The following is a 20,385-nucleotide window of genomic DNA, read 5'->3' on the forward strand; positions in this document are numbered from 1 at the left end:
CATTCGGTCGGCAGAAAGGGAATCGCGCAACACCAGCGGGGCGGAAGCAAAAGCACGCCCACGACCAACAGCAGCGTTGCGGTTCTTAATTGACGCACGGCAGCAGTCTCCCTCGTCTGATTTGACTATACCTCGCCCGTTTGGGCGAGCCAATATCAAGGGATTTTCGACGAGTTTTGCATTGCCGACTTTTGCCGGAATGCCGGGGCGCGTGTTACTCGAGCGGTAATATTAAATCCTCGATTTCGCGTGCAGCTTCATCGGCGGCGAAGATGGGGGCCGCACGATGGCGCGCGGCGACGGCGTCGGCCTCGCGTCCCGCTAGCGAATACATATTCGCCAGGCTTTCCAAGGTCGTCGCCACGAAGATGTGTTTCGGGTCGCGAGCCTCGACGATGGTGATAGCCCGCTTGTAAGCGGGCTCGGCCTCGTCGTACTTCTTTTGATCCGTACAGGCGTTGCCTAGCTCTACCAGGGCGAACCATCGCGCCGAGTCGTCGGGCGTGGGCGACTTGTCTTGAACGGCGAGGATCTTGCGGCAGAGCCGCTCGGCCGCATCGGGTTTGCGCTGAGCTCTGCACGCAATGATCCAGTGTTGCAGGTTTGCGACGGCTCCAGGATCGTCCTCGCCTATGGTTTTGGCGAAGATGTCGTCGGCGCGGGCGAAGAATTCATTCGCTTTGTCGTGATTGCCCAAAGCCGTCTGCGCGTCGGCACGATCGGCGAGGCACATCGCGACAGTTGGATGCACGGCGCCTTTCGCCTTTTCGAGAATCGCTTGCGCGCGGTCGAGCAGCGCGTCTGCCTCGGGGTACTTTTCCTGGGCCTTGTTCACCGCGGCCAGAAAGTAAACGCTGCGCCCGACCTCGGCGTCGTCGGGCCCTAGCGCTTTCTCATACAATTTCACGGCGTCTTCGGCCGGCTGCTCGGCCTCGGCAAATTTGCCCCGAGCGAATAATTCCTCAACGCGGCTACGTAACAGCGACGCCTTTTCTAGTTCGACTTGCCGGTCGTTTGGTTGTGGTTCGCCGGCAGGGCACCAGCCCACCGCCCCGAGAGTGAACACGGCCACGATCAGCAGGAGGCGCACTGATCCAAAAGTTGATTTTGTGTGGCTCATCGTGGTTCCGATGCAATGTGACGGTTGCTGGCCACGGGTGTCGGGGGCCAGATGTGCGCTTCGGGAAAGTTTTTCTTCACCGTGCGGAAGTCGTCCTGCGAGAAGTTGGGGGGCGGCAGATAGATCGTGCCGACCGCTCGATCGCCCAGCCATTGGCGAAACGAAGAGACCCGCCCGCCCGCTGCGCCGTCGCTGACCAATTCGGCGGCCGCGTAAACCGAACCGCCGCGGGCCGTGATATCGTCGGCCAGTGCGTTGCGCGTGCGGACCAGGTGCATCTGCCAGACGAACGACGCCGCGATCAGGGCTACGAGCGCCGTGCCGACCAGCAGGGCGCCGAGGCCGAATTGCGGTTTGCGCCAGCGGATATGCGAGACGAGGGTCATCCTCTTAATTCTAATCAACGCGTGACGCCGCAGAATGCGGTTATCTGACGTCTGTTCGACGCGGGCCGATCCGCCCGGCGGTGTCGGTCCTTGCGGTTCGGGCAGTTTCTCGGGGGTTGAACGTGCCACTCGCGTCGCCCCGGCGGCGGGTCTAGGATGGACCGATGTCGGGGCCGTATCATTAATGCCCCGGTCGTGATGCGGCCCCCGATTCGCGATTCTTCATCGGGAGAAAAGGAGTTCTGCGTGCGCCTGCCCTGCTTCAAGCTCTTGATCGTGGTGGTTGGCTGGTGGCTGCTGGCTGTCTTCGCCGGACCGGCGCGCGGGCAAAACGCCATCGCCGAGACGCCATCCGCCGCACCGTCGGCCGATACGGCGCGGGATGAACCGCTGCCGGCTCCTTTGCAGTCCTATAAAGGGCGCGGGATTGCGCCATACATGACGTTTCACGGCGCCGATTGGCTGGTGCGCAAAGAGCGGCAGAGCGAAGAAGATTGCACGCAGTTGATCAAGGCCTTGAAGATCAAGCCGGGGCAAACCGTGTGCGACATGGGATGCGGCAATGGCTTTTACACGCTGCGCATGGCCCGGCAGGTGGGCGAGCGGGGCAAGGTGCTGGCCGTGGATATTCAGCCCGAGATGTTGAGCCTGCTCGACAAGCAATTGAAGGGTAAGAAGATCAAGAATGTCCAACCGGTCCTGAGCACGCCGATCGATCCGAGCCTGCCCGAGGGGAAGGTAGATCTGATTTTGATCGTGGATGTGTACCACGAATTCTCTTACCCGGAACAAATGCTGCAGGCGATGCGCAAGAGCCTGGCCCCCGGCGGGCGGATCGCGCTGGCGGAATTTCGGCTCGAAGATCCGACGGTGCCGATCAAGCTGGAACACAAGATGACGAAGGATCAGATCTTGAAAGAGTACCAGCCGAACGGGTTCAAGCTGGTCGAGCAATACGACGAGCTGCCGTGGCAGCATTTGATGTTCTTCGAACGGGACGACGCGGCGGAGAAGGGGGAGTAATTCTCTGCACGCGTCGCATCGCAAAATCCCTCTCCCCTGTGGGGTAGAGGTTAGGTGAGGGGGTTCTTCTACGGGCGTCGCGTTTGAGTTGACGATCAGTTGTTGCGCGCCCTCACCCTGCCTTCTCCCGGAGGGAGAAGGGTTAGGACGCTGCGAGGCGAACTCGTGGTGCAGGCGACTCTTGTCATTGCCGATCGAGCGCTCGCTATAGTAGCCGGTCGATCTCGCTTAGTGCCTGACCGATCGATTCGTGCAGGACCAGGTCCGCCAGATCGTCGAGCGGCGTCGGATCGCGATTGATGATCGCCAGCTTTGCGCCGTGTTGCTTCGCTATGCGCGGGATGCTGGCCGCTGGTTCGACGACCAGGGACGAGCCGAGCGCCAGCAGGACATCGGCCTGTCGCGCCAGTTGAAACGCGTTCTGCATCACGGTCGGCGGCAGCGCCTGGCCGAACGAGACCGTGGCATGTTTCAACCGGTCACCGTGACAGGCAGGGCAGGGGGGGACGCGATCGGTGCGACGAAATTCCTCGACCAGCGGATCGACGGCGAAGCGCTCGCGGCAGTCCTGGCATTCGATCATCATCGCCGTGCCGTGCAGCTCCAGCACTTGGCGGCTGCCAGCGCGCTGATGCAACTCGTCGATGTTCTGCGTAATTACGCCCACCAGGCGCCCTTGCTGCTCCCAATGGGCGAGCGCCTTGTGACCGGCGTTGGGTTGCGCGTCGCGAAACTCGAGTTGGCCGGCGGCCTTTTGCTGCCAGTATTCATGCCGTGCTTCGGCGCTTTCCATGAACTCCTGATACATGATCATGCGAAAGCGGGTCCAGATTCCGCCCGGCGAGCGGAAGTCGGGGATACCGCTCTCGGTGCTGATGCCGGCGCCGGTGAAGGCCACGGCCGTTCGCGCGGTGGATAACCAATCGGCAATCTGTTCGTGCGGGTTCATTGGATGCAAGTCGACAGAGAGTGGCCGTTTTATAGGGTGCGCTATGCGCACCATTAGAACCGAATTGGGATTCTGGTGCGCACAGCGCACCCTACGGCCCTCACCCTGCCTCTCCCGAAGGGAGAGGGGGTCATCTTCGACTCTCCGCTGAAAATGATCGGACGGGGAGTTTTTTCGATTCGACGAATGATTTGCGGTCGTCACGAATTAATTACTACAATGAACAGTCGCCGTTTTACAGTAATGTAAGTGGTGTTTTATTTGTACATCGATCACGTTTCTTCCGCAGGATGAATAAACAATCGACGACGGCGCGGCGCGCGTTTCGACGAGAGACGCGGACCGGCGACCGCTGTGCAACAAGGGAGTAGACGTTGCAGATACAACATTTGGTGATGAGCGTGGCGACCGTCTTTGCGGCCTTGTTAGCGCAAGCGTGCTGTATCAGCGCGGCCTGCGCGGAGGGTGATCTTTCGGAAATTGCCGCGAAGGGGAGCGCAAGTGCGCGGTGGCTGCGCACCATCGACTGCACATTCGAAAGCGAGGGCGGGTACTTTCATCATTACTTGCACGATGGCGAGAAATACCGCATCGAGTATTGGAAGAAGGGAACGTTCGGTCAGCCTGACCAGCGTCCCGCATTGCTGTTTGCGTACGATGGGGACAATCATTACCGCACAAATGGCCGCGTTATCAAAATAGCGGTCCCGGAACCCCGGCCGATTCCCATCGCAGCGAATCCTCTCTTCTTGATGTACGAATGGCTATTCTTCGCGAATGATAATTACACCTGGGCGACGGTGCGCGACCTGGACGCCTGGATGAATGCGTTTGCGCACGCGCAGGTCGTCGGCGACGAAGAGGCGGCCGGAGTTCCTTGTCGCAAGGTAGATGTTGATTTCGAGAAAGGACGTGTCACCGTTTGGTTCGCTGTTGAACTCGGATGCACTCCCATGAAATGGACGTCGGTACTACGTGACACAGGGGAGCCGCTGTCGGATGCCATTGTCATGCGGTATCGAACAGTCGATACGTCGGTCGGTCGTATTGCCTTGCCGCTGTCAACGAGCTCTCGGCATGCCTACAACGCCGCCATCGACGAGGCGAGCCTGCGATTGAATGAGCAGATTGATCCGGCCCTGTTTGCGCCGGCCATTCCCGCGGAAGAGCCGCTGGCCAAAGCGGTCCCACTCGTTTGCCGTGACGCGAAGTTGAACGCGATGCGTGCTCTGGTCGTGCTGGAAGGTGACAAAACAAAGAGCACGGTCGATCTCGCGTCGCGACTGCTCGATACCGACGACACGCCCGACGCACGAGCATATCGGCCCCTCTCAGTGTCGGTTGCCCGACAGGCGAAGGAAGTGGCCACGATCGCAGCATGGAAGTGGCCCCACGCTGAAGCGGGAGAAGTTGTGCTGTTGGTGTTAGATGATGCGGCACAGATCGTGGCCAATCAGCGACTCAAGTCCGAGCAATCAGACGCGGCATACGCCGAAGGACAGCGATTTCTCAGCATGCATCGACCAGCGCCGCGAGACGCGCAAGAGCTCTTAACCGCGGCGCGGGACGAGGCCAGGGCCGGTGGCAGGCGGTTGTGGGTTGTCGACTGCGGGCCGCGTTGCGGCAGTTGCTTCCGGCTGACTCGCTGGATGGATGATCAGCGTGCCGTGCTGGAGAAGGATTACGTGCTTGTGAAGGTGATGGGAAGCGTCGACAAGAATTATAAAGTGGTCAGGCCTCTTCTGCCGGGCTCACAATCGCAGGGGATACCCTATCACGCGATCGTCGAGCCTGACGGGACGGTGCTTGTCACGAGCAAGGGGCCGAATGGCAACATTGGCATGCCGAGCGGCGCCGAGGGCATCCTTCACCTCAAGCACATGCTCGAACAGACGGCGCAACGGATCACCGGCGACGACATCGCCACACTCGCAAAATCTCTCGAACCACAGCCGTCTAAGTAGTTGTCCTGTCGCGCTTAGCAGGGCATGCTTATTCCGCTGGCGCGGAAAAAGCATGGTGCCCGGCAACCTACTTTGGCCTACTTCTTCATCGCGACTGATGGTTCGATCGTGATGTCCGTGGCGCCCACGGCTATGTCTTGGACGCCTTGCACGAAGACGCGTACGTGACATTCGCCGCTCGCCGTGGCGGGCACGGCCAGGGTTGCGCGGAACTTGCCGTCGGCGCTCTTCGTCACTTGCGAGACGAGACGCGTGTCATTGGCTCGGGCGTAGGTGCGTTGATATTCCTCGCGCGCCGCGGCCGAGCTCTCGTACTTGGTGCGCGGGGTGGGGCGGAAGGTCAGCCGGTCGCGGCGGACGACCAGCTCGACTTCCACGTCGCCGTCGATGGGCGTGCTGCCTGAGATTTCGAGCGGCTCGCCTGAGCGGATATTTTTCGGGGCTGTTATCTCGGCCGTGGCGGCGCGCGGCAGCTTCAGGAGTGGATCGCCGATCAGATTGAACAGCTCCAGATGCTCGGCTCGTTCCAAGGCCAGATCCACGCTGGCGGGGTTCAGCATTTTCGCGAGTGCATCGATCGTCTGGCTGCGCTCGTCGTCGCGCGGGCGCGAAATCATGGCTCGCTTGGCCGCGGCCAGCAGATCGCCCACCGTCATGCACTCCTCGGCGAAGTAGATGCGCAGCATTTCGGCCCCCAGCACGCTCATTGCGTAAGGCATCGTCACGCGCGAGCCGGCCAGAGCGGCCACAGGGCCATCCTTGGTGCGCAGTAACTCCTCGGCCAGGCAATCGTCGCGCTGATCGAATCCGCCAGTGCTGCAGCAGAGTAAGAGGGCAATCGGCGACCGCGCGCCGCATTGCAGCTTGCCGCAGTCGTCGGTGTTGAAGATGTGATGCTGGCCATCGGGAGTGCGGACGCGATCGACAGTGCGCGTGTGGCCGTGCCCCATGTAAACCCAGAACAGGCAACCCTCGTTGAAGCGATCGACCGTCGAGGCGTGAAACAATTGCGGGTCGGGGCAATACGGGCTGCGCCAACTGCCGTAGGTGACGCTGGTGGCGTAGGCCGGTGGAATGCCGTCGATCAACAGTCGCTTGGCGCTGGCTTCGATCGCGGCGTCAGCCAGCGCTCCGAAGCCGCCCAGGCCGGCCACGAGATTGATACGCCGCCGCCAGTTGCCGGGGGCCGGGCCGCGCTCGTAGGCAAGGATCTTGTCGATCATGGTGCGCAGATCCTCGGCCGAGTCGGCCGGCAGCCGACCAATCGCGACGTCGGGCAATTGATCGTCGTCCAGATCGGCATACCAGTTGTCGCCGGCGATCACCTTCTCGCCACCGAAGCGCATGATGACTTGCGACGGCACATAATGCGTCGGCACCGTGACCAGCGAGTTGGCCGATTGATTCTCGACCGGCGCATCGCCCACGAGCACGATATATCGCAAGGCGCCCTGCTTAGCGATCGCGCGAATTTGCTGGCGAAGACCATCGACCGAGTCAGGCTTGATGACCTGGCAATGATGTCCCTGCGACGCGCGCAATTCGAGCCACGGCGCGAGCGGCGAGCGAAAGGCTTCGGGGCAAATGACCAGCGTGTCAGGCGCGGCTTGCCTGGCGGTAGCTGCCTGCGCCGTGGGAGCGGCGGTAAGGAGCGCGAGAGCGAGCGAGACGGTGAGCATGGTTCGTGATGCTGCCGAGCCGAGAGTTCTGCAGGAAACGTGAGACTCTGACTTTAACGGGCCGCGGTGTGGCGGGGCAAGGTGATTACCTGCTGGCGGCGGTCAATGCTAGAGCGCCAGCGAATGATGATTACGGCTCTTCGGCCAGCACGCAGCGCAGACCGACCGCGTCATCCTTCAGGTCGCGCGGGGCGCGGCGGCGATAGCTGCTGGTCAGCCGATCGGCCGGATCTTTCCAACTTCCGCTGCGCAGGACGCCGACCTTGGCGTCGCCCGATTGCCAGGGGCTGCCATCGGCGGGCGCGTTGTCGTAGTTGTCGTGCCAGGTGTCGGCGCACCATTCCCACAGGTAACCATGCATGTCGTACAGCTTCCAGGCGTTGGGGCGTTTCGCGCCGACCGGCGGATCGTTGCCAGTCGCGTTGCCGGTGAACCAGGCGTAGTCGCCGAGTGCCGCCGGATCATCGCCGAACGAGTAGCGCGTGCGGGCGCCGGCCCGGGCTGCGTATTCCCATTCGGCTTCGCTGGGAAGGCGAATGACGTGTTTCGGCGTGATGAGTTTCGCGTCACGCAGGGCCCCGGTCGCGCGGCGGCAGAACTCCACGGCATCGACATAGCTGACCATCTCGACCGCGTTGCGTGCCCCTTTCCAGCGGCTGGGGTTTTCGCCCATCACGGCCTGCCACAAGTTCTGCGGTACTTCGTACGGCGCGATCGCGAAGGGGCGTGCGAGCTTGACGCGGTGCGCGGGACGCTCGGCGGACAGGCCATCGTCATCGCCCCTCTGATAGGCGGCCGGAAAATCCCCCTCGCCGGGCGTCAATTCAACGAACTCATCGCGAAACATTTTTAATAGTTCGAGCTTCGCGTTATCCGGCTCGGCTGTTACGAGCGCGACGAGTAACAGGGCGATCATGGGCGCGTGGTCCTCGTAGGGTGAGAGACCACGATTCTAGTGCGCCGCCGCGCATAGATACAGCACGGCACTTTCGATGCGACGTCGAATCCCGATCTTGCCGAGAGGTCGGCGCTTAGCTGCCGGTCGTCAAGAAGTTGCCGTCGTGGAAGGCCGCGGCGATGGCCAGCGGGACTTGGGCTTCGGCCATGAGGACGTTCGCGCGATTCTCCGAGACTTTGGCCTTCATCTCTTGTTCGCGAGCGATGGCGAAGGCGCGGCGCTCTTCGGCTTTCGCGCGGGCCACGCGCGTGTCGGCCTCGGCCTGGTCGGCTTGCAGGCGGGCGCCGATGTTTTCGCCGACGTCGATATCGGCGATGTCGATCGAAACGATCTCGAACGCGGTTTGTGCGTCCAGCCCACGGGCCAGTACGGCCTTCGAGATCATGTCCGGATTTTCCATCACGACCAGGTGGCTTTCGGCCGAGCCGATCGAGGTGATGATTCCTTCACCGACGCGCGCGATGACCGTTTCTTCGGTGGCGCCGCCGATCAACTGCTTGATGTTTGTCCGCACCGTGACGCGGGCTCGGATTTGCAGCTCGACGCCGTTGCGGGCGATGGCGCTCAACGTCGACTTCTTCGATTTTTGCGGATCGGGGCAGTCGATCACTTTCGGGCTCACGCTCGTCTGCACGGCGTCGAGCACGTCGCGGCCGGCCAGGTCGATGGCGGCGGCGCGATCGAAGTCGAGGTCGATGTCGGCACGATGCGCGGCAATGATCGCGCGGATCACGCCTGGCACATTGCCGCCGGCCAGGTAGTGGGCTTCGAGCCGCTGGGTGGTGATACCGGCCGCGGGATCGTTGCCGAGGCCCGCCTGCATGGCCATGATTTTCGATTGCACGATCGTGCGGGCGTTCACCTGACGAAAGCTCATCGCGACCAATCGCAGCATGCTGACCTGCGCGTTGGACATGTAGGCCTGAAACCACAGGTTGCCGTAGGTCGCGGCCATGATGAGGAACACGATCAGGATCAGTACCAACAGCACGGCCGTGACGGCCCAGGTGATCGAGTTCGGCACGGCGGCGGCAAGAAGAACTGTGGACGCGGTCATATTCTTATCTGCTGGTGATTGTTGCGTTGGTGTTGATCGACTTTGTCGGAACTGTTGGGCAAGCCAGTCGTCGCGTCCCGCCAGACCGGCGAGGGCCGCGGGGCGGCATTATCGCCAGAACCCCGGCTTCGATAGGATACGTTATTCTACGCGCGGGGGCGAATTCGAGGCGGCCGCCCGGGATTTCAAGCGGAGACGGGCGGGATTGGACACGGTTGGGATTAATCTGCGTCTGCGCGAGGACGCGAGCGCCTTTGGAATCGCCCCGAACGAATGAAGGGTTGGATAATGCCAGCCCCTAGGCACCCAAGACCCGCTGCCGCTGGTTGCAGTTTGGGCTGTCGCACTTAGTCAGGCAGCAGTCATCTTCGTTTGGTTAATCTCTTCCCGCGCTTGCGGTTTACAATGGGGCGATGGACGGGCATTAGCCACATCGTCGTTGCTGGCCCCGTTCCAGGCTGGCGACGACCAATTCGGGGCAGATTCAGTACTGGCATGAAGAAAAGTTCGTCTTTACTTTTGATGCTCTGCATGTGCGTTGGATGCGCGCCGGATGGCTGCATTGCTCGCAGGTCGCAGAACTGGGACGAATACAAGGCGACCGTTCGTTCTGCCCGTGCGGTTCTTCCCATCGCAGTGCAGATGGAAGAAGTATTCCCGATCGCTGACCACTTCATCACGCACTTCGGCTTTGACAGCGGCCCGAAGATGTGGAACACCGAGGTTTTTTTTGGTGGCCGGTACACATTGACGATGCAGGTTGACGTCGAAATCGACTACAAAGCGAAAACGATTACGAAGGTGGTTGGGGAGCCAAAGTTTTACCTGCATGAAGTACAAAACATTCAGATTCTTCCAGACGGCCGTGCCTCGAGTTCGTACAATTCTCGTAACGAAAAGCGGTTTGGCTCCGCAGAATGGGAGAAGATCCGCCAAGCTAATGGAGAACTCTCGACCCTTGGACTGACAGCGAATACGGAAGCCGTTCAGCACTTCGATGAGTACGTTTCGCAGTGGCGGCGCGACCGTATCCGCGTCAGCCTCGTGGAGAAATGACAGTGCCGGTGCAACGCTCCCATGCCCAAAGCGCCTTCCTGCTGCTCGCCGCCAGTTCCCGTCGATTGTTGACCGCTGATCCCCCCGTACCGCGATACCGTGCTAGGCGGGAGTCAGCGGTATCAGACGGTACAAAACCCGAGGAACCAGGGCATGTCACGCGGGGTATTGCGTAACGTTATTATTCATGCGAGGGCGAATTCCGGGCGAGGATTCGCGAGTTCAAGCACGGACGGGTTGTCACACGCCGCCGGCTCCCGTCGTCCGATCTAATCAACGCGCTCGAAAGCCGCGATGGCGGCGTTTACAGAATTGCTGGTGAGCAGGGCACGATCCTCTAGGTGGACGTGTACCGTTCCGTCGCGTCCCAGCGATCGCGCTGGTAGCCTGATGCAAATCTCGGAGAGCGCTTTAAGTCCGCCTCGCGTCGCGTAGATCGCAACGCCCTCGGCGCCGATGCGGAACTCCAACTCGCCGTCAGTGAACCGAGGGGCTTCCAACTCTAACTCCTTCACGAGGCCATTAGAAAACGCCGTTACGCGGATTTGCCGACCTTCTGAGGCCGACGTGCGTAGCTCACAATCACGAACGCCGCGGCCAGCAGGCACAACGCCCAGGTCGATGGTTCGGGCAGCGTGATCAGCACGGCGTCGCGAAATTGCGAGCCTGGCACGTCGGCGAGTCCGACGATCTGATCGCGATCGTTGATGCCGAATACTCCCCACAACGTCCAGCCGGTTGGCATCAGCGAATTGAGCGACGTCATTTGACCGTTTTGCCACAGGAACGGTCGATAGCCATTCGCATCCGAGACGCCGATGACTTGTCCAAGGTCATTAATAGCAGTGGCATAGCTCGTCGGATAACCATTGGTCCCGAGGGCCGTGATCACGCCGTTTTGAATGAGAACGGCTTGTTGGGTATGAGATCCGAGCGTCGGCGATAGGTTGCCGACGATCATCCCCTGATTGTTGATCGCGGTCGCGGTTACGTAGGTTCCTGCCGGCACGACGGGAGACAAGTTGCCATTTTGCCAAGCGAAGCCATTGTACCCGGGGTACATAATCGCGGGCGCTTGCCCTCCCACAACCTGACCGGCGTTGTTGATACCCAGGGCCGCGGTGCCGCCGGTTGTATTCACGTCGCTGATGATGCCATTTTGCCAGATGACAGAATGCGTCGTGCTGTCTGTCGGATAGTTGTCGACGCTGCCGACGATCTGGCCTGCATCATTGATGCCATTCGCGGCGCTCTCCGAAAAGCCTACCTCGGCGGGCAGCACCGCGATCGTCCCGTTTTGCCATTCGACGGCTTGCTTCAGACCATCAGGCCCGACCGAGTAGCCGACGATCTGATCCGAACTGTTGATGCCCGTAATGGCGATCCCGGTCGCACCGGGCAGCGTGGGAAGGGGCGTTGTCACACCGTTATGCCACAAGAAGGGTTCCAGACCGCTTGCCGTGCTGAGAACCCCGGCCACGTCTCCGGCGTTGTTGATGGCGATTGGCGACGGGAATGCTCCGCCGGGTGATGCGGGGACGCCGAAATCGACGATCGTGACGGCCTGGGCGTGTGCGGTGACGAAGGTCGCCAGGATCGTTGCGGCGAGTGCGAGCCGAAGAAACGTCGCCGCTGATCGTTGGTTAGGATTAGGACGTAGAACCAAGCGCGCAGAACCCATATTGAATAACCTTGGAAGATGAAAAGCAGGAGAGAAGCACGTCGCTGACGATCGCGCCGTTGAGGCGATCCTCAGGTAAAGAATTGACGAACTATCTGCTCTTCACTGGCGAGAAAGAAAATCGAGAATACGCGGCGTTTATCGGTGCTGCGTGAAAATGTATTGCGTGAAGTTCCAGTCGTTTAGCCTAGGTAGGGGCCGAATGGGTGTCAAGCTGCTTACGAAGCTCGACGATTGAATATGGCGGCTATGGTCGTTTGTTGTATGTGAAGTTCTCCTACGGCAATGTGACGCTCTCGCCGCCGGCAACAGTGAGTAAGGACCGCAGCAGTTCGGGAGGAGAATTTGGCGGTAAAAAGCGAACCGATCCGTCGCCGAGAAGGACCGAGGCACCACCGTGGTGATGACTTCTCACGCCATAATCCGTTTCCGAATTAACGTTGAAATCGAGCATCTCGAAATCGAGATCGCGCGGGGCCGTCCAAGGTATATTCAGCCCAGTGACTTCGACGACGACGGCGGTCCTTGGTAGCCCGTCAACTAACGCTTCCCGCGTCCTGCTTTTGTCGTACGGCCACGCGGTTTGATCGCCGATCACGGCGACGTAGTTAGTCGTGCCCGGAGGCGCGTCTTTGTCGTCAGGGCAACGCAGGGCATCCGGCATCTTGTCAATGAGCGGTCGATTATGCGGGCCGTCCCACGGCTCATCGAAGTCGTACTGACTGGCGAGTCCGTCGCCGAAGTAGGGAAGCAGTAGCGCACGCCAACTATGCATGGGCCGGCCGTGACGATCGACGACATACGCCGGCGGCAATGCATCGTAGACGTCATAGTAGTTTGATAAAGCCAGCCCGATTTGCTTTAGATTGTCGCTGCACCGCGCGCGACCCGAAGCTTCACGAGAACCAACCTCCGGCATTAGTAATGCGATCAGAATGCCGGCAAACACCACGAAGAGAATCAATATCTGAAGAAGCTGCGACACGGACCGTGATTTAGGCGTGTGAGGATGCATGCATCGATTCTATCAGCGCGTGCGCCCTGCCGAGTACTTGTGCGGTGGCGGATGCCGCCAAACGGCTCTGCCCGGAATCTGGTGGCGTCGGACGGCAGAAAACCTGCGGAAACGGGCATGCCAGATGGACGATCGTGTATACGATATTCTACAAGTGCGCGCGGCCGAAGGCTGTGGCTTCCGAGAACCGCCGTCGTGGCGCGACAATTAAGTTCGCTCGCGAACGTCAGTACGCCGAGTTCGTTTTTCATCCAGGTCATTCATGTTCAGACTCACAACTATCCTTTCCGTCCTGTTGGCTGTCTTGGCGATTGCGGTCCACGCGCTCGCGGCGGAGCAAGAGGTTGTTGACGAAGCCGCGGCGATCATGAAAATCGAGTTGCTGGGTGGTAAGGTGCTGCGTGACACGGCAGCGCCTGAGGGGCCGGTTGTGGGGGTCGACTTTTCCGGCAGCGGCCGGATCAACGACCGGTACTGGCACCTGTTGAAATCTTTTCCGCAGCTACGGCAGCTCGACTTGCGCGAAACGCCGATTACAGATGCGAGCCTGAAGCGGCTTGCCGAGCTGCCTACGCTGACGACGTTGAATCTTGCCAATACGGCGATCACCGACGCAGGCTTGCGCGAACTGGCGGCGCTGCCGGGCCTGACGGCGCTTGATCTGGGCGAAACTCACATCACGGATGCGGGGCTAAAGACATTGGCCGCGGTGAAAGGCCTGGAGCGGCTTGAGCTGCGAGGCACGCGAATCAAAGATGCCGGGGTTAGCGAGCTGCGGGCGCTTGAGAATTTGAAATCGCTCGGGTTGCAGTCGACGCCGATTACCGCTGCCAGCCTGCCGGTTTTGGCGAGCATGCCAGGGCTGACGTCGTTGGATCTGAACTACACCGACGTTTCGACCGCGGGACTGACGGCGCTACGGCACCTCGAAAATTTGACCACGCTCAAGCTGGCCGACACGAAATTGACAAGTGATGACGTAAAAATCATCGCCCAAATGCGTGGTCTGACACAACTCGACGTCGTGTTCAACCTGCTCAAAGATGCCGACCTGGCCGAGCTGCGCGTGCTGACGAACTTGCACGAACTGAATCTCGGCAACAACATGCCGATCTCGGACGCCGGGATCGAGCAACTACGCGATTTGAAGGAGTTGACGACGCTCAAACTATCGCAAGCCCGAATTACAGATCGGGCTTTGACGGTGCTCAGTGGGTTTACCAACTTAACGACCCTCGATTTATTCGGGACGAAGATCTCGGACGCGGGGCTGGATGAGATCGCGAAGCTCAAGAACCTGACGAGCCTTTCGCTAGGCGGTACCCCGGTCACCGACGCCGGGCTGAAAAAACTGGTTGGGCTTACGAAGCTGACAACGCTGAATCTCAATAACACCCGCGTCACCGACGAGGGGCTGGCCGCGGTAGGCGCGTTTACGAACCTGACCGAACTGCAACTCGTGGGCTCGCAGATCACCGGCGAGGGGTTGAAGGAGTTGTCAGGGCTATCGAACCTGTCGATGCTCGCGATCGGCAACACGCACGTCAAGGATGCCCATCTCGGTGCGCTGGCCAGTTTACCCAAGCTAACGTCGCTCTACCTGGATGATGCGATGATCACCGACGCCGGATTAAAGGAGCTTGGCAAGTTGAGCAACTTGGAAGAACTGAGCGTCGGAGACAACGAAGTAACGGATGCAGGCGCGCGCGAGATCCGTGGATTGACTAAGCTCACCTTTCTCGAACTTGGAGGGACTAAGATCACGGATGCCGGTCTCGAAGAATTGCACGGGCTCGCGAACCTGCGCAGGCTCGACCTGATCGGCTGTGAACAGATCACGATGACCGGCGTGCAACAACTGCGTGAGCTACCTCGCCTTGCGCAGCTGAGTCTCAGCGAGTCAGTCGTCACCGGCAACGGTTATAAGATCCTCGCGGCGATCGAGAATTTGACGACGCTCGTTTTCAATCTCAATGGGACGTACACCGTAATCAAAGCGCGGCCGGCGGCGGAGTAGTCGCTTACTCGTCTGCCAGCATATTTACAGGATATTGCTCGCGCAATTGTTTGAGATAATAGCGACCTGCCATCTTGTTGCGCACTCTTTCAAGCTCGGTCGTCGGCCTCGGATGTTGCGGGGTATGCGTTGCGATCCAACTCAGGGCAATCGCGTTCTCGATGTACGACTGCTTCTGATTGTCCAGCGACATAGGACCATTCGCTGTACTCGCCACGAGTTCGTCGCGAGACTGCAGGCCTTGCTTGCGAAGTTTCTTCGGGATTTCTTTGCGCTCGAATTCCTCGCCTGCGGCTGTTTTGATCTTGTTGAATTGTTCGCTCGGTATCTGCTTGCGGACATCGAGCATCACTAATTTGATCTCGATCAAATGATTAATTCGACCTTCGGTTAGTTTCTTGCGAATGTTGTCGTGCTGATCGACAGGAATCTTTTTTGACTGCTCGAAGTCGAGAATCACCTGATCGACGAACGGCACGACATCCCGTTCCAGGATCAGCTCATCGCCGACACTTGCCAAGACCTTGGGTTCGCCGGCACCCACCGCGTCTTCGGCAGATGCCAGTGATTGACACAGTATGGTCGCTACGAGTAATCCTAGGCGAGTCGTCAAGCGGCGCATGTGCGTGTCCTCACGTGGCGTGGCATTACGGGCCGTAACGTAGGAAGCAGGATATCCGTGGCAGAATGAACGACGCGCGCGGGAAGGTAGCATTTCGACTACCGCAGGTCAACGCGACGTATGCACCGGCGGGGTCAGCCTGGCCGGCTGACAGCGAAATTCCCGGCCGGGCGACGCTCAATTGTTACCTGCGCCGGCGTGCCGCGGCGAACAACAGCACGCCTGTGGCGGCCAGCACCAGCGTGCCGGGCTCGGGCACGAGCTTGAATTCCGACAGTAGTTCCGGCGAGAAGACGGACGGGCTTTGGAAGAAGTAGTAGATCGACGAGGGGAGCGTTCCGATGCGCAGATCGTTCACGCCTGCGCCTTGCAGATCGACTTGTCCCGCGTTGACGAGACCGGCGTACAGGTCCAGATGTGCCGTGCCCGAGTAGTACGCCAGCGTGATGGTTTGATCGAGCGGGGTCCAGCCCAGGCTGGTCAGGAGTGCCCCGGCGCCGGGGTTGGTGTCTTCACGCACCGCCGTGATCACAACGGCCGAGGTCGAAATGGTGACGCGATTCGATCGTAGCCATTCTTCCGAAGTCTCGCCGATGCCGTTGAGCTCGGTGTAGTTGGTGGTGAACTCCGAGCGGCGCTGCAGGTAGATCGAGCCGTCCAGGAAGCTCGGCGCGGCGGTCATCAAAGAGTTCGAGATGTTGTGCAGCATGCGCGGCTGCTCGGACAGATGCGCAGTTTCAATCGACTCGTTGCCGTAATGCGTCAACCAACTGACGGTGAAGGGGACGGCGTGCGCGGCACGGCCACCGCCGAGCGTGATCAGTAGAAACAGCAGCAGACAAGATATACGTCGCATGGAAACACACTTACGGAGTTGGGGGGGTGGCGAGGCAGGTAGCGGTTCGCTCGGCGAAGGTGTTCATCGAGCGACAACGGCGGATGGCCCAGCGCGCAGAGACGCGCGATTTGCGGTAAGAAACGCGAAAAGGCTCGCGAGATTCCGCAGGAGCCGTCGGCTACCTGCTCTGCACTAGCAATTCTCTGTTCCGAGAGAAATTAGGCCCGGGGGCCGCTGCGAAAGAGCAACGGGTGGGCCGATCACTCGTTTATAAACGCGATCCGAAACGGACGCAACGAATCGGTTCCGGCCGAGACGCGACGGGGCCCGGCACCGTTAAATGAGTTGCTAATGGCAGGCCATATTGAAAATGTCTGCGGACCTGCCTAAAGTACGCTGTCTTTCGACCTGGGGCAGGTGCAGCTAATCAAAGCTTCTCGCGAATTCTTCGCCCACGACTTCCACACCAGGTGATTGCATCGCCTGGGCTTTTCCACGGGAAGTCCTCCGATGTGTCGCATGAGCGGCAGTTTTGTTTACTTGCACCAGGGGAAAGTCATGCTTCGAATCAATTCCACGCTTGCGATCATTGCTTCACTACTTTTTCCCGCCCTGGCCTCGGCGGCACAGCCCACGACGGCGACCGGGTATGCCATCTACGGCGCCGGCAACGTCGAGCTGACCAGCTATTCGACGTCGATCGGCCCGATCTATGCGGGCGGTAACTTGGCGCTCGACTTCGGCTACGGCATCCAGCGGTCCAGCCAGAACTCGGGCGATATGTATGCGCGCGGAAACCTGACGCTTGGCAACTTGAGCGACGTGACGGGGAATCTGTACGCGAATCATAGCGTGACGCTCGGTAACGATGAGTCGGTGACGGGCAATATTCGCTACGGCACCGGTTACACGAACGGTAGCTCTTTCAACACGATCGGCGGCACCACGACACAGCAATTCGACACCGTGGCCCCGGTCGGCTTGCCCAAGGCAACCAGCTTTACGCCTGGCTTTACCGATGCCATTCATAGCACCAGCTTTTCCTTGGCACCCGGATCGTACGGCGCGGTCACCGAAAGCGGGCTGTTCGAGAGCGTGCATCTGACTTCGGGCACGTACTACCTGAATTCGCTGTCGTTGCTGGATTCGACTTCGTTGTATCTGGACTTCAACGGCACGCAGCCGATCAAGGTTTACGTGCAGGGGGACATCAAGATCGACAGCGGCTTTAATGTCTACGTGAACGGAGTCGCCGTCGGTAACGGCAACAATGGGCTGCAAACCGGGTACGCGGGACTGACCCTCTTCGAGACGCACGGCAACTTCACGATGGGCTCCGGCTTTCTGAACTATTTCTACGGCACGATCTTCGCGCCGCAGGGTTCGGTCACGATGAACGTCCAGGACATGTTCGGGTCGATCATCGCCGGCGGCGATATCAAGGGGAACGTTTACATGGACGAGCGGTCGTCGCAATTGGTGACCGCGCCCGAGCCATCGACGATCGCGCTGGTGGCGATCGCGATACCGGGGCTCGCGCTGCTGGCGCTGCGGAGGCGAAAGAGCGCCGTGGCGTGAACGGCGAGTGAATCGTGGGCCGAGCCGGCAGGAATGCGCTGATGCCACGCCCTGCGGGTGGTGAATGTAGCCTTCTGGTCGAGGGAACGCCTTGAACGACCTGGCAATGATCGGGTATTTGCTGATGCGTAGGTGACGCAAAGGCGGTTCATCGAGACGTGGTCGGCGGAATCACTGGAAGGATTAGCCGAGAAGGTGATTGCATGTCGTGATGGATCGATTGCTGTGCCACTACCGGTGTCACGGCAGTGGCCACCGACCCTTCGGTATTCAAGTTGCGGTCAAATCGTGGATAGTTGCTGCTCGAGACTTCCAAACGAAGACAATGTCCGTCTAAAAACACGAAGCTGGTTGGCCACATTGTGACCTTGATTTCCTGCGTACTGTTGGCATCGCCCGAGTCCTGCGGGAACTGGTAGCGAAGGATCCCCTCCGAAATATTGTAGGCTGACCCGTCCGGGTGAACGTCTACGAGTTTTCCGGTGAAATCCGTGGTCGGTGCCGATGTGGAGACGTGAAGAACGAGTTCGATGGGACCAGTCACCTCAAGTTTGCCCTGTAGCGGCTCGCTCGTGTATACGAGAACGTCTTGACGATTCTCGACTTCGTTTTGCGACGTCATTCCGGCATTTGGCCCAAGCATGGCGCCGCCGGCTGTTGGAACCGGGTCGAGCGGATCGTACTGATACTCGTCCGATGGTTCACTAGAGGTCGGCGGAGACGTTGCCAAGAAGCCATCGCCGTCCCGGTTGTTGGCATGGCCGCTACTGCGCAGATAGTAGGCAGTGTATTGGGTTCTCGCGAGCGGCCATTCTTGCTCGTCCCTCCATTCATTGGTCCCCATCACGAAGATTCGTACAGGGGCGAACGCGGCAGTCGCGCGTCCCAGTAAATGTTCGTCGAACCACGGCACACTTGGGGCCAGACTTTCCAGCCGAAAATTCTTCAGCCTGTGTCCATCGGGCGGGGTTATCGTACCAGCATGCACCCACGGTCCGATAATTAAACGCGCTGCAGAAGCAATTTGCGGAACAGCGTGTGTTCGAATTTGTGCATAATCGTTCACCTGGGTAGGGAGGAACGGATCGTACCAGCCTGCCATCAGTAGCGTCGGTGCTTTCAGGCTTCGAGCGCGATTTTCGCCGTCTATCTGCGCCCAGTATTCATCGCGCTCGCTGTGTGTGGCCCAATCATCAAAAAAAGGGATATCACCTGCGGCACGGTCGTCCGCCTCAATTACAGGCAGACCATCAAAGCCCCGCTGCATGGCATCAGCGTCGGGCGCGATATCACGCGTCCCGTGCGACAGGACTGCCCAGTGGAGAGCACTCTTCAGTGAAAATGCGCCGCCTGGATGAAACATGCTGTGGAAATCAGTGCTGGACTCTTGAATGATCAATGCTGTCGGGCCCGGATTGGCGCGATCCGCCAAAACCCACTCTGTGTACGCGTAATAGGAGCATCCCCACATGCCTAGGCGTCCGTCATACCAGGGTTGCGTGGCCAGCCACGCCAGCGTGTCGATACCGTCCTGATGTTCACTTCGCAGCGGGTAGTAGTCGCCTCCCGAGTCGAATCGCCCTCGCGTTCCTTGGATTACAACCGTATAGCCTCGCTCGGCCCACATTCTTCCAACGATCGTTGCAAACAATCCATTGACGAGTGTCTTTGAGTAGGGAATCCGTACCAGGATTGTCGGCGTCTTTGATCCCGCTCTGCGAGGGTGGTAAATATCGGCCACCAATGGGACGCCGTCGGTGGCCGTAATCGGCACTTTGCGATCAATTCTTACGGCGAATTCCGCCGGGCGGATTCCAAGTTGACGTGCCAGTATGGAGGGGCCGACCAAATAAACGATCCACAGGGGCAGGCACACGGCTATTAACGATCCGCCTACCAGCCAAGCGCATCGCGATAGCCAGGCCCGACGTGATGTTCGGACTTGCAGATGCACCTCAGTTCGCCGCAGCCTGCAGTGGTGCATTCCCAAGACTAATAGGTAGGTGGCCAGCCCCCAGTGGAAAAAAATGGGAATTGATCCACCGGTCCAACGTTCGTGAGGATAAAGACTCATCCGAATCGCATAGCGGATCACCATCACCAGTAAATAGATGCTCCCAAAAGTGACCAAGAACGTTCCTGCAAACCGACGAGGCCGATAACTCCAACCCGATGTTCGGGTGAAATCGAGATTGATCTTCGCCATTAGCCCGATGATCAGGATTTGGCAGACTAACAGCTGAGGGTAGGGCAATAGGCCGGAAAACCACTCTTCCGAAGGAGGCAAGAAATGCACGTGCCAGAGCTCGACAATGATCTGGCCGACAACGCGTAAGCAAAAGAGCGCCGAAAGTGACCAAAGTGCCAAGGCCGACCGCGACATGTGACGAATGAGAAATGTTTTCATGTCAATTGTCCCTCGCGCCCACGCCTATGACCTTC

Annotated in this window: 17 protein-coding genes; 5 read left to right on the plus strand and 12 right to left on the minus strand. The window is 59.6% G+C overall.

From position 1 onward, the window contains the following. Nucleotides 1-214 precede the first annotated feature (214 nt). Both VGN12_00435 and VGN12_00440 read right to left on the minus strand, forming a co-directional pair. The gene (locus VGN12_00435) at nucleotides 215-1,120 is read right to left on the minus strand and encodes a tetratricopeptide repeat protein (GenBank protein HEY4307890.1); all 906 of its coding nucleotides are present in this window, start codon (nucleotides 1,118-1,120) and stop codon (nucleotides 215-217) included. Further along, nucleotides 1,117-1,635, minus strand: coding sequence for a hypothetical protein (locus VGN12_00440; protein HEY4307891.1), 519 nt, complete (start codon nucleotides 1,633-1,635; stop codon nucleotides 1,117-1,119). Before VGN12_00440 ends, VGN12_00435 begins: the two co-directional genes overlap by 4 nt. 117 nt (nucleotides 1,636-1,752) lie before the next feature. Here VGN12_00440 and VGN12_00445 point away from each other — a divergent pair, with 117 nt between their 5' ends. After that, nucleotides 1,753-2,529 carry a class I SAM-dependent methyltransferase gene (locus tag VGN12_00445; protein ID HEY4307892.1) on the plus strand — a complete coding sequence of 259 codons (777 nt, stop codon included), beginning with the start codon at nucleotides 1,753-1,755 and terminating at the stop codon, nucleotides 2,527-2,529. A gap of 205 nt (nucleotides 2,530-2,734) precedes the next feature. On the opposite strand, the gene VGN12_00450 is transcribed toward VGN12_00445, so the two are convergent. Continuing rightward, nucleotides 2,735-3,478, minus strand: coding sequence for an NAD-dependent deacylase (locus tag VGN12_00450; GenBank protein ID HEY4307893.1), 744 nt, complete (start codon nucleotides 3,476-3,478; stop codon nucleotides 2,735-2,737). Nucleotides 3,479-3,852: 374 nt separating this feature from the next. On the opposite strand from VGN12_00450, the gene VGN12_00455 reads away from it, so the two are divergent. After that, entirely contained in the window at nucleotides 3,853-5,442 is a 1,590-nt protein-coding gene (locus VGN12_00455; GenBank protein ID HEY4307894.1) for a hypothetical protein, read from the plus strand. Nucleotides 5,443-5,519: 77 nt separating this feature from the next. On the opposite strand, the gene VGN12_00460 is transcribed toward VGN12_00455, so the two are convergent. The 3 genes from VGN12_00460 to floA all read right to left on the minus strand — a co-directional run bounded on the left by VGN12_00460 (nucleotide 5,520) and on the right by floA (nucleotide 9,136). Continuing rightward, a complete protein-coding gene (locus VGN12_00460) occupies nucleotides 5,520-7,121 on the minus strand; it encodes a C25 family cysteine peptidase (GenBank protein HEY4307895.1) in 1,602 nt (533 codons plus the stop codon). Between the two features lie 130 nt (nucleotides 7,122-7,251). Next, nucleotides 7,252-8,037, minus strand: a complete 786-nt coding sequence (locus VGN12_00465) for a formylglycine-generating enzyme family protein (GenBank protein ID HEY4307896.1) — start codon at nucleotides 8,035-8,037, stop codon at nucleotides 7,252-7,254. A 115-nt stretch (nucleotides 8,038-8,152) separates the two neighbouring features. Continuing rightward, complete coding sequence (gene floA / locus VGN12_00470) at nucleotides 8,153-9,136, minus strand: flotillin-like protein FloA (GenBank protein HEY4307897.1); 984 nt, start codon at nucleotides 9,134-9,136, stop codon at nucleotides 8,153-8,155. Nucleotides 9,137-9,631: 495 nt separating this feature from the next. Here floA and VGN12_00475 point away from each other — a divergent pair, with 495 nt between their 5' ends. Continuing rightward, a complete protein-coding gene (locus VGN12_00475; GenBank protein HEY4307898.1) occupies nucleotides 9,632-10,192 on the plus strand; it encodes a hypothetical protein in 561 nt (186 codons plus the stop codon). A 269-nt stretch (nucleotides 10,193-10,461) separates the two neighbouring features. On the opposite strand, the gene VGN12_00480 is transcribed toward VGN12_00475, so the two are convergent. The 3 genes from VGN12_00480 to VGN12_00490 form a co-directional block, all read right to left on the minus strand. Next, nucleotides 10,462-10,692, minus strand: a complete 231-nt coding sequence (locus tag VGN12_00480) for a hypothetical protein (protein ID HEY4307899.1) — start codon at nucleotides 10,690-10,692, stop codon at nucleotides 10,462-10,464. A 35-nt stretch (nucleotides 10,693-10,727) separates the two neighbouring features. Continuing rightward, nucleotides 10,728-11,873: a hypothetical protein gene (locus VGN12_00485; protein HEY4307900.1), complete on the minus strand. Its 1,146-nt coding sequence runs from the start codon at nucleotides 11,871-11,873 to the stop codon at nucleotides 10,728-10,730. Nucleotides 11,874-12,150: 277 nt separating this feature from the next. Further along, nucleotides 12,151-12,858, minus strand: coding sequence for a DUF1559 domain-containing protein (locus VGN12_00490; GenBank protein HEY4307901.1), 708 nt, complete (start codon nucleotides 12,856-12,858; stop codon nucleotides 12,151-12,153). A 292-nt stretch (nucleotides 12,859-13,150) separates the two neighbouring features. Here VGN12_00490 and VGN12_00495 point away from each other — a divergent pair, with 292 nt between their 5' ends. Continuing rightward, the gene (locus VGN12_00495; GenBank protein HEY4307902.1) at nucleotides 13,151-14,905 is read left to right on the plus strand and encodes a hypothetical protein; all 1,755 of its coding nucleotides are present in this window, start codon (nucleotides 13,151-13,153) and stop codon (nucleotides 14,903-14,905) included. A gap of 4 nt (nucleotides 14,906-14,909) precedes the next feature. Here VGN12_00495 and VGN12_00500 read toward each other — a convergent pair whose 3' ends face one another. Together VGN12_00500 and VGN12_00505 are read right to left on the minus strand one after the other, a co-directional pair. Then, nucleotides 14,910-15,527: a hypothetical protein gene (locus VGN12_00500; protein HEY4307903.1), complete on the minus strand. Its 618-nt coding sequence runs from the start codon at nucleotides 15,525-15,527 to the stop codon at nucleotides 14,910-14,912. 184 nt (nucleotides 15,528-15,711) lie between these two features. Further along, nucleotides 15,712-16,383, minus strand: coding sequence for a PEP-CTERM sorting domain-containing protein (locus VGN12_00505; GenBank protein HEY4307904.1), 672 nt, complete (start codon nucleotides 16,381-16,383; stop codon nucleotides 15,712-15,714). A gap of 501 nt (nucleotides 16,384-16,884) precedes the next feature. Between VGN12_00505 and VGN12_00510 the strand changes: the two genes are divergently transcribed. Then, nucleotides 16,885-17,943, plus strand: a complete 1,059-nt coding sequence (locus VGN12_00510; protein HEY4307905.1) for a PEP-CTERM sorting domain-containing protein — start codon at nucleotides 16,885-16,887, stop codon at nucleotides 17,941-17,943. A gap of 148 nt (nucleotides 17,944-18,091) precedes the next feature. Here the strand turns inward: VGN12_00510 and VGN12_00515 are convergent, their stop codons facing one another. Beyond that, nucleotides 18,092-20,350 (minus strand): CocE/NonD family hydrolase, encoded by a 2,259-nt coding sequence (locus VGN12_00515; GenBank protein HEY4307906.1) that lies wholly within the window; start codon nucleotides 20,348-20,350, stop codon nucleotides 18,092-18,094. Nucleotides 20,351-20,385: the final 35 nt, after the last annotated feature.

It is taken from the genome of Pirellulales bacterium, from assembly GCA_036499395.1.
Classification (GTDB): domain Bacteria; phylum Planctomycetota; class Planctomycetia; order Pirellulales; family JACPPG01; genus JACPPG01.

Bases quoted from the DNA above. Each gene is read 5' to 3' on its own strand.
- VGN12_00435 (HEY4307890.1), bottom strand. From the start codon at position 1,120: ATGAGCCACACAAAATCAACTTTTGGATCAGTGCGCCTCCTGCTGATC.
- VGN12_00450 (HEY4307893.1), bottom strand. From the start codon at position 3,478: ATGAACCCGCACGAACAGATTGCCGATTGGTTATCCACCGCGCGAACG.
- VGN12_00460 (HEY4307895.1), bottom strand. From the start codon at position 7,121: ATGCTCACCGTCTCGCTCGCTCTCGCGCTCCTTACCGCCGCTCCCACG.
- VGN12_00465 (HEY4307896.1), bottom strand. From the start codon at position 8,037: ATGATCGCCCTGTTACTCGTCGCGCTCGTAACAGCCGAGCCGGATAAC.
- floA (HEY4307897.1), bottom strand. From the start codon at position 9,136: ATGACCGCGTCCACAGTTCTTCTTGCCGCCGCCGTGCCGAACTCGATC.
- VGN12_00475 (HEY4307898.1), top strand. From the start codon at position 9,632: ATGAAGAAAAGTTCGTCTTTACTTTTGATGCTCTGCATGTGCGTTGGA.
- VGN12_00485 (HEY4307900.1), bottom strand. From the start codon at position 11,873: ATGGGTTCTGCGCGCTTGGTTCTACGTCCTAATCCTAACCAACGATCA.
- VGN12_00495 (HEY4307902.1), top strand. From the start codon at position 13,151: ATGTTCAGACTCACAACTATCCTTTCCGTCCTGTTGGCTGTCTTGGCG.
- VGN12_00500 (HEY4307903.1), bottom strand. From the start codon at position 15,527: ATGCGCCGCTTGACGACTCGCCTAGGATTACTCGTAGCGACCATACTG.
- VGN12_00505 (HEY4307904.1), bottom strand. From the start codon at position 16,383: ATGCGACGTATATCTTGTCTGCTGCTGTTTCTACTGATCACGCTCGGC.
- VGN12_00510 (HEY4307905.1), top strand. From the start codon at position 16,885: ATGAGCGGCAGTTTTGTTTACTTGCACCAGGGGAAAGTCATGCTTCGA.
- VGN12_00515 (HEY4307906.1), bottom strand. From the start codon at position 20,350: ATGAAAACATTTCTCATTCGTCACATGTCGCGGTCGGCCTTGGCACTT.